The organism is Aidingimonas lacisalsi (assembly GCF_008079445.1).
GTDB classification, from domain to species: domain Bacteria; phylum Pseudomonadota; class Gammaproteobacteria; order Pseudomonadales; family Halomonadaceae; genus Aidingimonas; species Aidingimonas lacisalsi.
In genome coordinates this window covers 221,081-234,711 of record NZ_VRYH01000001.1, presented here as the reverse complement: position 1 = coordinate 234,711, position 13,631 = coordinate 221,081, and the positions used below count along the sequence as shown (strand labels likewise).

Annotated in this window: 10 protein-coding genes; 7 read left to right on the top strand and 3 right to left on the bottom strand. The window is 60.5% G+C overall.

Annotation, left to right across the window (positions count from 1 at the left end):
* Positions 1 to 160 precede the first annotated feature (160 nt).
* Both FVV99_RS01070 and FVV99_RS01065 read left to right on the top strand, forming a co-directional pair.
* Complete coding sequence (locus FVV99_RS01070) at positions 161 to 910, top strand: hypothetical protein (RefSeq protein ID WP_148252152.1); 750 nt, start codon at positions 161 to 163, stop codon at positions 908 to 910.
* A 1-nt stretch (position 911) separates the two neighbouring features.
* Positions 912 to 1,592: a hypothetical protein gene (locus FVV99_RS01065; protein ID WP_148252151.1), complete on the top strand. Its 681-nt coding sequence runs from the start codon at positions 912 to 914 to the stop codon at positions 1,590 to 1,592.
* A 224-nt stretch (positions 1,593 to 1,816) separates the two neighbouring features.
* On the opposite strand, the gene narL is transcribed toward FVV99_RS01065, so the two are convergent.
* The 3 genes from narL to FVV99_RS01050 form a co-directional block, all read right to left on the bottom strand.
* Positions 1,817 to 2,482 (bottom strand): two-component system response regulator NarL, encoded by a 666-nt coding sequence (narL, locus tag FVV99_RS01060; protein WP_148252150.1) that lies wholly within the window; start codon positions 2,480 to 2,482, stop codon positions 1,817 to 1,819.
* 7 nt (positions 2,483 to 2,489) lie between these two features.
* Entirely contained in the window at positions 2,490 to 4,388 is a 1,899-nt protein-coding gene (locus FVV99_RS01055; RefSeq protein WP_148252149.1) for a type IV pili methyl-accepting chemotaxis transducer N-terminal domain-containing protein, read from the bottom strand.
* 131 nt (positions 4,389 to 4,519) lie between these two features.
* Positions 4,520 to 5,383 carry a LysR family transcriptional regulator gene (locus FVV99_RS01050; RefSeq protein ID WP_148252148.1) on the bottom strand — a complete coding sequence of 288 codons (864 nt, stop codon included), beginning with the start codon at positions 5,381 to 5,383 and terminating at the stop codon, positions 4,520 to 4,522.
* 203 nt (positions 5,384 to 5,586) lie between these two features.
* Between FVV99_RS01050 and FVV99_RS01045 the strand changes: the two genes are divergently transcribed.
* From FVV99_RS01045 to narJ, 5 genes are all read left to right on the top strand, one after another.
* The gene (locus tag FVV99_RS01045; protein WP_236645253.1) at positions 5,587 to 6,750 is read left to right on the top strand and encodes a YbfB/YjiJ family MFS transporter; all 1,164 of its coding nucleotides are present in this window, start codon (positions 5,587 to 5,589) and stop codon (positions 6,748 to 6,750) included.
* The gene (locus FVV99_RS01040) at positions 6,750 to 7,352 is read left to right on the top strand and encodes a glutathione S-transferase N-terminal domain-containing protein (RefSeq protein ID WP_148252146.1); all 603 of its coding nucleotides are present in this window, start codon (positions 6,750 to 6,752) and stop codon (positions 7,350 to 7,352) included. Before FVV99_RS01045 ends, FVV99_RS01040 begins: the two co-directional genes overlap by 1 nt.
* Before the next feature lie 170 nt (positions 7,353 to 7,522).
* Positions 7,523 to 11,290, top strand: coding sequence for a nitrate reductase subunit alpha (locus tag FVV99_RS01035; RefSeq protein ID WP_148252145.1), 3,768 nt, complete (start codon positions 7,523 to 7,525; stop codon positions 11,288 to 11,290).
* A complete protein-coding gene (gene narH / locus FVV99_RS01030) occupies positions 11,287 to 12,852 on the top strand; it encodes a nitrate reductase subunit beta (protein WP_148252144.1) in 1,566 nt (521 codons plus the stop codon). Before FVV99_RS01035 ends, narH begins: the two co-directional genes overlap by 4 nt.
* Positions 12,845 to 13,618: a nitrate reductase molybdenum cofactor assembly chaperone gene (gene narJ / locus FVV99_RS01025; RefSeq protein ID WP_236645252.1), complete on the top strand. Its 774-nt coding sequence runs from the start codon at positions 12,845 to 12,847 to the stop codon at positions 13,616 to 13,618. The genes narH and narJ overlap by 8 nt, the downstream gene beginning before the upstream one ends.
* Positions 13,619 to 13,631 lie beyond the last annotated feature (13 nt).

The following is a 13,631-nucleotide window of genomic DNA, read 5'->3' as shown; positions in this document are numbered from 1 at the left end:
CTGCTTTCGGCGGGGCGCGACCTCGACTTCACCGTCGCGGATGTCGCCAGCAGTATAATCGGTAACCTCTCAGGAGCCGCCGCTGAATCAAGGGCCAATACCATTGCGTTGGGGCAATGCCATTCTCTCCGGTATAGCGGGCGGCGCCGTGGGTAGCGGCGTGGGCGCGTTCAGCCAGGGTGGCGACTGGCAAGAAGCGGCTTGGCGAGGTGGGATTACCGGAGGCTTTACCGGTTATCTTAGCGCCGGTACTTATTACGACAACCCTATTAATACCGCCAAGGACGTTGGCAGCGACCTCGCGGCCGGCAATCTGGCCAATACGGCTGGTCACCTTGGTATGCAGCAAATCTATGGCAAATTACAACAGAAAATGGCGGATGGAGTGGGGCTTAACTCGGATGAGCTCAATTGGCTGCTGATGGCAGGCTCGATTGCGGGGAATGAAGTGGCAGGTGATCGCTTCCATCTCAAGGATGAGGAATTTGATCATACTGCTATGACTGGCACGACGGGCTTCTTTTCTCGTGAAGACATGCCTGTTATAGGTGGTTTTTTTGATCTTAATGATTCTGCACTGGGCTATCAGGACTTGCCGGATGCCACGGTTCGAGAGCAACTGATGAGAGGTGGCATAGGTTTGCCAATTGCTGGTGGGCATAGTCTGGGTACTATTACGCAATCCTACCTGGCACGTCACGGTTTAGTGGAAAGCGCGTATCTGGAATCAGTGCCCTTTGGCATTATGGCACCGCCCAATACGGAAGTGAGATTGGGGCAAGGCGATATCATCAATGGCTTTGGCGCTGGGAAACTATTCAATTGGCATGGAGAAATAGTGCCTACGGAGCTTTTCCAACACTCAAGAGAATTCTATAAACCATTCCGTCCCAAGGTGGGGGAGCAATGATATGACTAGCCGCTTACTCATCGCTGTATGTGTCTTTATAGCTTTTTCAGGCTGCGTTCCCCATGCGGCTTACCAAGCGTATCAGGATCAGCAGGAGGGCAAGGACGTTTTCATTGCTGATGATAACCTCCTGAAGGTTTTTTCAGAGGAATATCCGGTTTTTTCTTCTATGGGAAGCAGAGAGGCGCCTAGGAGTTCAGTTGATCCTGACTCTCCTTATAAAATAAGTCGTCTTGGTCTATATATGCCCTCTATTTTAGAAGATTATGAGTGGGAGATTACACATTACTTTAACGGCAGATTTTTAATGTATTCAGATGAATATGCTAGAGAACATTGCCTTTCTCGTATAGGGAGCACGCTTAAAAATATTGAAAATTGTAAGATAGGTGCCAAGGGACCGCCTACTGAATCATACATTTATATTCGGCCTAACGGAGAGGCCTATGGATGGCAGCATATGCGCAATCAAGACTGGTATGTATTGAAGTCGGATAAGATCTCACGCTTTCGTATCGACGATAGTGGCGACTGGTCCGCCCAACCTTGGTTTGAATGCGTAGCGCGCTGCGACAAGCTGGAACGTATGTGGCGAGAGGAAGTTGAGGGGGGTGCCCCCTTCGGAGTTCAAGGTGACATTAGTGCTACCGGTAATCGGGTGGTGACGGGCACGACTGATTAACAATAATCGTACCCCGAGTACTGAAGGCAGCCTAAGTTTGGCACCTTGCCTGTAAGGAAGCCCGCACGGCCATATCCGCGCCATCGAGATCCAGCCCCCGTGGAATCCACCACGCTCGATGCCGGTGGTCGACCTGCTCTTGCAAGTCGACAACGACCCACGTCCGGCCGTCAGTAGGGGGACAGAGACGGCCTTACGGTGAGCTTCGTTGTGGACAACCTTCCCTACTGCTCGATGCCTTCCTGAACCGCCCATACGGCGGCCTCGACGCGGGAGCGCAGGTTGAGTTTCTTGAGCAGGTGCTTGATATGGACCTTGACCGTGCCTTCAGTGATGTCGAGATTGCGGGCGATGCGTTTGTTGGACTGCCCGGCGACCAGTTCACGCAGGATCTCGCGCTCGCGCTGGGTCAGGTTGCGGATATCCGGGGTGGCCGAGGCGCTGCGCTGATTGCGCAGGGCTTCGGCAAGGATGGCGGTGAGCCGTTCACTGACGACCATGCGCCCCGATACTGCCTGGCGCAACTGGCGCACCATGTCATCCGGCTCCATGTCCTTTAACAGATACCCGTCGGCGCCGTTGCGTAGTACCGCGACGACGTCTTCTTCGCTATCGGAGACGGTGAAGACAACGATACGACCGGTAAAGCCGTCGGCGCGCAACCGTTGCAGGGTTTCGAGACCGCTGAGACCGGGCATGTTGAGGTCCAGCAGGATGATATCGGGCTCGATGTCGGTCGCCAGCCGGATACCGGCCTCGGGATCACCGGTTTCACCGATCAGGTCCAGATCGTCTTCCAGCTCCAATAGTTGCTTGATACCCCGGCGCAGCAGCGGATGGTCGTCGATGATCAGAAGTGTTGCCGGGGTGTCGTCAACTGTCTGCGCCATGCCTGTATCAGCTCCTGTCGGTCGCGGCCATGAGGGAATCGTCACGGGTCGTTGTCTCGTTGATCAATCGCGCCGTTTGCGGCGTAAAGTCGAGAGCGATTCTGACACCTCTCGTGTCGCGGTTGTAAAAGGCGAGTTCCCCTCCCAGGGTGTGGGCGCGATCACGCATGATGACGAGCCCGTAATGCTGGGATGCAGAGAGGTCGTCACCCAGCCCGATGCCGTCGTCCTCGATATGCATCCTGAGACGTGCCTGTTCGAACCAGATGGTGACGGCCGCCCAATGAGCCTGCGCATGCTTGTGGGTATTGGCCAGGGCTTCCCGCACGATCTGCAGGACATGGATTTCTTCATTGGGGTTGAGCAAATAGGGTGGCACGTCGTAGTGCAGTTCCACCGGAAAGCCCAGACGTTCGGAGAATTCATCGACGGTCTGATGAATGACGGAATGCAGGCCGGGGCCATCGAGTTTCAGCCGGAAGGTCGTCAACAATTCCCGTAGTTGACGATACGCGCTGTTGAGCCCTGTGCGCAGTTCGTCGAAGACCGCTGCCTGGACGTCTCGTGGGGTCTCCTTGTCTTGCATGCGTTCCAGGCGGGCGACCTGGATCTTGAGATAGGAGAGCGACTGGGCCAATGAATCATGCAGTTCTCTGGCAATGATGGTGCGCTCGTTCATCAATGACACCTGTTGCTGGTGTTCGATGCGGCGCTGCAGATAAATGGCGGTCGCCAACTGGTCACATAGGGTATTGAGCAGCCCTTTGCTGCTGGTGCTCAGGGGGGTCCGGCGGGAATGCCATACCTCCAGCGTGCCGAGTAACTCGCTGCCGACAGAGACCGGCAGCAACAGACACTCGGCATCGCCGCTCTGCTTGAACTCGATGGGTTCGGGGTCGATCAGACAGGCATGGCAGTCATGATCGCGGCAATACTCTGGGCGATGGGCAGAATGCGTGGCGAGAATCGGAATCTGGTGGCGATCGACCGGATCGTTCACGGACAGCTTGATCGGGCCGATGTCCAGCAGCGATTCGAGCTTGCGCAGCATGGGCGCGGCGCTGCTGCACAGGTCGTTGCCACCGCCATAGAGTGAGCGGCTGCCGTCGTGGAGTACCTGCATCACCCGGTTGCTGCGTTCCAGTTCCCGGGTCTTGTGAGAGACGCGGTCTTCCAACTCGGCATAACTGGTGGCGAGTTCGCTGGCCATGGTATCGAAGGTCCGACCCAGCCGGGCGAGTTCGTCATCGCCCGTGAAACCGGTACGATGACGGAAGTTGCGTCGCGTGACTTCTTTCGCCGATACCATCAATTGACGCAAGGGGAAGATCAGGCGATGGCGGATATCGAACAGTACCACCACCATGACCGCGATCGTCAGGCCCAGGAACAGATACTGCAAACCGTGTAACAGGCCTATCTTGGATTCCGTGTGCGCTTCCAGTCGCGCCACCAGCGAATCGATTTCATTGACCTGATTGTCCAGAGGCGTTGCCAGCGAGGCGTGGGCTTGCCGGTCGCCATCGAGTATCGACTCGATGCGGGGACGCAGCGCCTCATGCCAGTGGGTCTGGATGTGACGATACTGTTGCTGCAGACGATGCTCCTCCGAGGCAGGGAGGGCGGCCACGAGCGCTGTGTGTCCGAGACGCTCCTCGAAGCGATTCAGCAGATTCTCCACCTGCTCACGCGAGTCGGTATCCGGGCGTTGCCGATACTGCATGAGGGCGGATTCGATCTGAGTGGTGTTCATGCGCAGGGAGCCGGCGATATTGATCGCGGCGGCATCGCCCCGGCTGTCATCGGCGACCATGATGGTGACGACGATGCTGATCAGCGCCAGGGCGCTGATAGCGAGTATCGACGCCATGATGCGAGCCACCAGGGAGCGTTTCAGGGGTTTCATCGTTGGACGCTCCTGCGCAGAGATAAACGGCCTCGAGGGCTGTACCGGCTGATTATACCCTAGTAGGTGGAGGCTGCACGCTCAAAGATAGGGGATGGCGAACCTCAGTACGTGGTGACTCGGGGGCGCCATCACAACGCCCGCGGCAGGGTGTCGGCAAAACGGGACAGCGCCGGTGTCCAGGTCTCGGGTTTGGCGGCCACGAAGTAGGTATCGATTTCAGCGATGGATGGGGGGAGTTCCAGATAGTGGATGTCGAAGCGATACTGGTGCGCTTCTACGGTGGCTCGCGGCAGCACGGTGTATCCCATCCCGGCCGACACGCAGCCCAGCATGGCGTCCAGGCTGCCGAACTCAAACATCCGGACGGCCGAGACTCCATAAGAGGAAAGCAGCAACTCGATGCGTTGGCGGTAACTACACCCCTGGCGGAAGGCGAGGAACGTTGATGCCAGAAATTGTTGAGTCGTCGGCATATCGTTGAGCGGCTCGGGACCGACCAGTACCAGTTGCTCACTGAATGCCTTCAGCCTATGAAGACGGGGATGTTCCACCTGGCCAGCGACGAAGATGCAGTCCACGTGTCCCTCCAGGAGCCGTGTCACCAGGTCGGCGGTCGGCCCGGTTTGCAACTGGATGTCGACCTCGGGATGGTGCGCGTGGAAGGCGGTCAACAGTGGCGGCAGCCTTAGTGCGGTGGTGGTTTCCATCGCGCCGATGCGCAATCGTCCGCATGCTGTCTCATTCCCCTTGAACAGGGCCAGGGCGTCATCGTGAGCCGTCAGTATCCGTTCGGCGTACTCCACCAGAGCCAGGCCGGCTGTCGTCGGGCGGGTACGGCCGTTGCGATGAATGAGTTGCGCACCCAGTTCCTCTTCGAGCTTCTTGATATGGGCGGTCACATTCGACTGCACCGTGTGCAGGCGGTCAGCCGCGGCCATGAAACTACCGGTATCTGCCACTGCCATGAACAGGCGTAACGATTTCAATTGCATGATTCATCCCGGTCGTCAGATGATTCATCTCGATAAGAGATAACCAATATCACTATAAATCGTTTCCAACGAAATGTTCGAGTTGCGTAACCTATGGTTATGTCAGGTCGCACTGGCAGGACAACGTCCGAACTTGCCCTGGAGGTATAGCGCTGCATCGCATGACGAACGTCAGGGATTGGCCCGCATTACTTACTGGAATCATGGCTACGCTTGCCGGTATCGGTGTGGCCCGTTTTGCCTACACCCCATTGTTGCCCGCGTTGATCCAGCAGGAATGGTTCAGCACCAGTCAGGCGGCCTATCTGGGGGCGGCCAACCTGCTCGGCTACTTGCTTGGTGCCTTGTCGGGTCATGCGCTTTCTGAACGTTTCCCCGCGCGTAGCGTGATTGGCGTGAGCTTTGCGGGAATTGCGCTGAGCTTCTTGTTCTGTGCAAGCCCGGCCAGCTTCGCATGGTTCTTCCTCTGGCGGTTGGTCTCGGGGCTTGCCGGTGCCGTCCTCATGGTCGTCGGCCCCTCGCTGGCGCTGTCGGTGACTCCCGCTGCGCGTCGGACGAGCGTCGGTGCCCTGGTCTTTACCGGCATCGGCCTGGGCGCCCTGCTTTCAGCCACGCTGGTGCCGGTCCTCCTGGAAGTCAGCCTGACGGTGACCTGGCTGGCCTTGGGGTTGCTCTCGCTGGTGGCGGGTATCGTCTGTGACCGGGGGCTAGTCGCGTTGCCGGTGGGGCCGGTGGCTCCTGCAGGTGAAGCGGGACAAGCTCGGCCCCGGGCAGGGCCGGCGCTGGTCGTATTGCTGGTGATCGTGGCGTATGCCCTGGATGCCGTGGGGTTCGTTCCCCATACCGTATTCTGGGTCGATTACCTGGCGCGTGAGCAAGGGTTAGGCACCCATGCCGCTTCTCTGCAATGGGCCATATTCGGCATCGGGGCGGTATGCGGGCCGCTGATAGCCGCTTGCCTGGCACGGCGTTTGGGCTGGCATAACGGCCTGGCTCTGGCCTTTCTCGCCAAGGCAGTGGCAGTCGCCATACCGCTGGCCTCCATAGCCATTGCAAGCCGCTCGATATCCTCATTCGTCGTTGGTGCCATGATCCCCGGCATCGTGGCACTGACGTCGGGAAGACTGGCGGAGCTGGTCGGCCCGGCCGCTCATAAGCGTCTTTGGGGCCTGGCCACGGCGGCGTTCGCCGCAGCACAGGCCATCGCCGGCTATGGCATGTCCGCACTGTACGATGCGCTGGGCTCGTATCTTTCACTATTCGCTATCGGCGGCTGTACGCTGGCCTGTGGCCTGGTTCTCGTGTTGCTGAGCCGGAGCGTGCAAGAACGCAAGGTTCGACCTTCCCCATTGCCCCGGAGACACTGATGGAACTCTTTCTGAATGCCACCTCACCCTATGCACGCGTAGTGCGAATCGTCGTGCTGGAGAAAGGTCTTTCGCATGCCGTCACCCTGCGCTGTTGCGATCCTTGGGCTGATGACGCCCCACTGCTGGCCGTCAATCCTGTTGGGCGGGTGCCGGCACTGGTAACCGATGAGGGAGTCACCTTGAGTGAATCGTCGTTGATTGCTCAATACCTGGATAGCGTCGGTAACGGTGACTCCTTGCTGCCACCATCCAGGCTGAGCGAGACCCTGCATCTGGCGGGATTGGGACAGGGCTTGATGGATGCTGCCTTCACGACGGTAATCGCCCGCAAGCATCAGGGCAATGAAGCGGATGACACAGTCCTGGGCCGGAGGCGGCGGCGCGCCATCGAGCGCACCCTCGACCAACTCGAGCGGGAGGTGGATGACACCGCCTTACCCGGTGCCACTGCTCTGGGTGAAATCGTCGTGACCGTGGCACTCGATTACCTGTCGTTTCGCCTTCCGGACCTCGATTGGTCATGGTCTCGCTCCCAGCTTCGCGAGTGGCACGACCATGTGGCGCGCCGGGAAAGCTTCCAACGGACGGCGTTCATGTGAGGGGGTATATGCGCCCTTGGCCCTCGTGATACTGGCAGCTACCTCCTTGTAGGTAGACCCCGGGTATATGGAGGTAACCGGGCAGCCATTCACCGGTCGATCCCCCAGACTCCTCATGCAGAAGCCGCGCCAAGCGGTCACCTATTTGATGAGGAGCCTGGAGAGCGACCATGAGTCACTTCATCGACCGGCTGAATTTCTTCCGCAGAGCCCGTGAGCCTTTCGCCAATGAACACGGTGAAATGCGTGAAGAAGCGCGTGGCTGGGAGGACGGTTATCGCCAACGCTGGCAGCACGACAAGGTCGTACGCTCCACCCATGGGGTGAACTGTACCGGCTCATGCAGTTGGAAAATCTACGTCAAGAACGGCCTGGTCACCTGGGAAACCCAGCAGACCGACTATCCGCGCACCCGGCCCGACCTGCCCAACCACGAGCCGCGGGGATGCCCGCGCGGGGCCAGCTACTCCTGGTACATCTATAGCGCCAATCGTCTCAAGTATCCACTGATCCGCAAGCCGCTGCTCACTCTGTGGCGCGAGGCGCTCGAAACGCATGGCGACCCGGTCGAGGCCTGGGCCTCGATCGTCGAAGATCCGGAGAAGACCAGGCAGTACAAGCGCGCCCGCGGCATGGGCGGTTTCGTGCGGGCCGACTGGGACGAACTCAACGAACTGGTCGCGGCGTCGAACGTCTATACCGCCAAGCAGTATGGCCCGGACCGCATCATCGGTTTCTCGCCGATCCCCGCCATGTCGATGGTCAGCTATGCCGCCGGCAGTCGCTATCTGTCACTGATCGGCGGCGTGTGCATGAGCTTCTACGACTGGTACTGCGATTTGCCACCGGCCTCGCCGATGACCTGGGGCGAGCAGACCGATGTACCCGAGTCCGCCGACTGGTACAACTCCGGCTACATCATCGCCTGGGGCTCCAACGTGCCCCAGACCCGCACGCCCGACGCCCACTTCTTCACCGAAGTGCGCTACAAGGGCACCAAGACGGTATCGATCACGCCGGACTACGCCGAAGTGTCCAAGCTCACCGATGAGTGGCTTTCCGCCAAGCAGGGGACTGACGCCGCCCTGGGTATCGCCATGGGTCACGTGATTCTCAAGGAGTTCCACCTCGACAAGCCCAGCGCCTACTTCACTGACTATGTGCGCCGCTACACCGACATGCCGTGTCTGGTCGAGCTGGAATACCGCGAGGACGGCAGCTATGCACCCGGCCGCCAGCTACGGGCCAGCGACTTCGCTGACAATCTGGGCCAGGATAACAACCCCGAGTGGAAGACGCTGGCGTGGGACGAAACCCGCGATCAACTGGTCGTGCCGCGCGGCTCCATCGGCTTTCGCTGGGGCGAGCAGGAAGGCAACCAGGGCAAGTGGAATCTCGAATCCCTCGATGCCGATGGTACCGAGATCAGGCCGCTGCTGTCGTTCGTCGAGCAACACGACACGATAGCGAAGGTGGCTTTCCCCTACTTCGGTGGGCTCAAGCACCAACACTTCGACCATGTGGAGAACGACGGGGCCAGCGACGAGCTGCTGTTCCACAGCCTGCCGGTCAAGCGCCTCAAGAAGGCTGATGGCAGCGAGGTGCTGGCGGTGACCGTCTTCGATCTGATGTGCGCCAACTACGGCATCGATCGTGGGCTTGGCGAGGATGACGGTGCCACCGCCTACGACCAGGTCAAACCCTATACCCCGGCCTGGCAGGAAAAGATCACCGGTGTGCCCGCCGAACAATGTGCCCGCATCGCGCGTGAGTTCGCCGACAACGCCGACAAGACCCAGGGTCGCAGCATGATCATCGTCGGTGCCGGGATGAACCACTGGTACCACATGGACATGAATTACCGTGGCCTGATCAACATGCTGGTCATGTGCGGCTGTATCGGCCAGAGCGGCGGCGGCTGGGCCCACTACGTGGGCCAGGAAAAGCTGCGCCCGCAGACCGGCTGGCTGCCGCTGGCGTTCGGCCTCGACTGGACCCGTCCGCCGCGGCACATGAACTCCACGTCGTTCTTCTACAACCATTCCAGCCAGTGGCGCTACGAGAAGCTCGACGTCAAGGAACTGCTGTCGCCACTGGCCAACCCGGCTGACTACGCCGGGAGTCTGATCGACTTCAACGTGCGTGCCGAGCGGATGGGCTGGCTGCCTTCCGCGCCGCAGCTCGATACCAACCCGCTGCGCCTGGCGGAAGCGGCCAAGAGTGCCGGCATGTCCACTGGCGATTATGTCGTCGACGCACTCAAGCGGGGGGAACTGCGCTTCGCCGCGGAAGATCCGGACGCTCCGCAGAACTTCCCGCGCAACATGTTCATCTGGCGTTCCAATCTGCTGGGCAGCTCCGGCAAGGGACATGAGTACATGCTCAAGTACCTGCTGGGGACGCGTCACGGCATCCAGGGCAAGGATCTGGGTGAGGAGGGTGGCAGCAAGCCGCAGGAGGTCGAGTGGCACGACGAGGCACCGGAGGGCAAGCTCGACCTGCTGGTGACCCTGGACTTCCGCATGTCCACGACGTGCCTCTATTCGGACATCGTGCTGCCCACGGCGACCTGGTACGAGAAGGACGACCTCAATACCTCCGACATGCACCCCTTCATCCATCCGCTGACCGCGGCCACCGACCCGGCCTGGGAGTCACGCAGCGACTGGGCGATCTACAAGGGCATCGCCAAGGCCTTCTCGAAGGTCTGTGTGGGCCATCTGGGCGAAGAGACCGACCTGGTCACCCTGCCGCACCAGCACGACTCCCCCGCCGAACTGGCCCAGGTCGAGGTCAAGGACTGGAAGAAGGGCGAGTGCGAACCGATCCCCGGCAAGACGATGCCCAATTTCATCGAAATCCAGCGCGACTACCCGGCCACCTATGAGCGCTTCAGCTCTCTGGGCCCGGCGTTGGAGGCGCTCGGCAACGGCGGCAAGGGCATCAGTTGGAATACCGACAGCGAAGTCGAACTGCTCGGCAAGCTCAACTACCGCAAGACCGAGGGTCCGGCCAAGGGGCGTCCGTGCATCGAGAGCGCCATCGACGCCGCCGAGACCATTCTCACCCTGGCGCCGGAGACCAACGGCCAGGTGGCGGTGAAGGCCTGGGGGGCGTTGGGCAGGATCACCGGACGCGAGCACACTCATCTGGCGCATCCCAAGGAAGAGGAGAAGATCCGCTTCCGCGATATCGTCGCCCAGCCGCGCAAGATCATCTCCAGTCCGACCTGGTCCGGTCTCGAGGATGAACATGTCTCCTACAACGCCGGCTATACCAACGTCCACGAGCTGATTCCGTGGCGCACCGTCAGCGGTCGTCAGCAGTTCTATCAGGATCACCCCTGGATGCGCGCCTTCGGTGAGAGCCTGCTGGTCTATCGACCCCCGATCGATACCAAGGCGGTGGCCAGCATCGCGGCGCCCAAGGGTAACGGCAATCCGGAGATCGCGCTCAACTGGATCACGCCGCACCAGAAATGGGGTATCCACTCCACCTACAGCGACAATCAACTGATGCAGACCCTGTCGCGGGGCGGCCCCATCGTCTGGCTCTCCGAGGAGGATGCCCGCTCCATTGGTGTCGAGGACAACGACTGGATCGAGCTGTATAACGCCAACGGCGCCATCGCGGCTCGCGCGGTGGTCAGCCAGCGGGTCAAGAACGGCATGGTGATGATGTACCACGCCCAGGAGCGGATTCTGAACATGCCGGGCTCCGAGATCACCGGCACCCGGGGTGGCATTCACAACTCGGTGACCCGGGTGTGCCCCAAGCCGACCCACATGATCGGTGGTTACGCGCAGCTGGCCTACAGCTTCAATTACTACGGCACCGTCGGCTCCAATCGCGACGAATTCGTCATCGTGCGCAAGATGCGGCATATCGACTGGCTGGATGGCGAGGGCAATGACTACGAGCAGGAGGCCGTCAAATGAAGATTCGTTCCCAGGTCGGGATGGTCCTCAATCTCGACAAGTGCATCGGGTGTCACACCTGCTCGGTGACCTGCAAGAACGTCTGGACCAGCCGTGAAGGCATGGAGTACGCCTGGTTCAATAACGTCGAGACCAAACCCGGCATCGGCTATCCCAAGGAGTGGGAGAACCAGCAGAAGTGGAAGGGCGGCTGGCTGCGTCGCAAGGATGGCCGGATCGAGCCGCGCATCGGCGGCAAGTGGCGGGTGCTGGCGAACATCTTCGCCAACCCGGACCTGCCGGAGATCGACGACTACTACGAGCCGTTCACCTTCGACTATGAGCACCTGCACACCGCCAGGCAGGGCGAGCACCAGCCCACGGCGCGGCCGCGCTCGCTGATCTCCGGACAGCGCATGAACAAGATCGAGTGGGGCCCCAACTGGGAGGAGATCCTCGGTACCGAGTTCGCCAAACGGCGCAAGGACTCGAATTTCGAGCAGATCCAGGCCGATATCTACGGCCAGTTCGAGAACACCTTCATGATGTACCTACCACGGCTGTGCGAGCACTGCCTGAATCCCACCTGCGTGGCGAGCTGCCCGAGCGGGGCGATCTACAAGCGCGAGGAGGACGGCATCGTTCTGATCGACCAGGACAAGTGCCGCGGCTGGCGGATGTGCATCTCCGGCTGCCCGTACAAGAAGATCTACTACAACTGGAAGACCGGCAAATCCGAGAAGTGCATCTTCTGCTACCCGCGGATCGAGTCGGGCCAGCCGACCATCTGCTCGGAAACCTGTGTGGGGCGCATCCGCTATCTTGGCGTGCTGCTCTATGATGCCGACCGTATCGAGGAAGTGGCTGCGTCACCCGATGAGCAGGACCTCTATCATCGTCAGCGCGAAATCTTTCTCGACCCCAATGATCCGGAGATCATCGCCCAGGCCAGAAAAGACGGGATCGAGGAGAACGTGATCGTCGCTGCCCAGGAAAGCCCGGTTTACAAGCTGGCCATGGACTGGGGCCTGGCGCTGCCGCTGCACCCCGAATACCGCACCTTGCCGATGGTCTGGTACGTGCCGCCGCTGTCGCCGATCCAGTCCGCGGCCGAGGCCGGCCATATCGAGTACGACGGCATCCTGCCGAAGATCGAGTCGCTGCGTATTCCGGTGCGCTATCTGGCCAATATGCTCACGGCCGGCGAGGAAGCCCCTGTCGTGCTGGCACTCAAGCGTCTCATGGCGATGCGGGTCTACATGCGTGGCAAGCATGTGGAGGGGCAGACCGACACCGATGTGCTGGCGCAAGTGGGCCTGACAGAGTCGCAGGTGGAAGCGATGTATCGCTACCTGGCCATCGCCAACTACGAGGATCGCTTCGTGATTCCCACCAGCCACCGTGAATTGGCCACCGATGCCTTCCCCGAGCGCGGCGGCTGCGGTTTCAGTTTCGGTGATGGCTGTCACGGTGGCGACAGTGCCGCGAGCCTGTTCGGCGGCCGCAGCCAGACCTCGACGCTGGTCCAGCCCGTCGATGTCTATGACCCGCGTGCCGAATCCGGGGAGGTGCGTCATGGATGACGTGAACCGCCCCAGCATTCCCGGCATGCTCAGCCTGCGTGTGCTGGCTCGATTGCTGGATTATCCCACCGCAGAGTTGCAGGAAGCCGTGCCCGAGATGATCGATATTCTCGGGACGGAACGTCGCTGGACGACACCATTGCGCACCACGCTCATCGACTGGTGCCGGCGGCTGGGCACGGCGGACCTGCTGGACTGGCAGGCCGACTACGTGGCGCTGTTCGATCGCGGTCGCAGCACGTCGTTGCTGCTTTTCGAACATGTACACGGCGAATCCCGCGACCGCGGCCAGGCGATGGTCGATCTGATGGCCGAGTACAGCGCCGCCGGGTTTGAACTCGACGCCCATGAGTTGCCGGATTACCTGCCGTTGTTCCTGGAATACTTGTCGACGCGCCCGGAGGACGAGATCGGCCGCTGGCTGGGCGAGATCCGTCATATCCTGGCGTTGCTTGCCGCGCGCCTGGAAGAGCGGGATGCCGGTTATGCCCGGATGATCGTGGCGTTGCTGGCACTGATCGGCGCCGAGGGCGATATCGATGCCCACCGCCCCGAGGTGCAGGAGGAGACTCCCGACCATACCCCTGAAGCGCTGGATGCTGTCTGGGAAGAAGAAGCGGTACGCTTTTCCGCCGACTCCGATCAGGATTGCGCCCTGCAGTCCGCCGAGGGACGGCGGCTGGCTGAGCGCAAGCGCGACGTACCCAGTCAGGCCGTGCATATCATGCCTCCCGGCGAAGATGCATCGTCCACGGCCACTCATTGATGGGAGACACCAC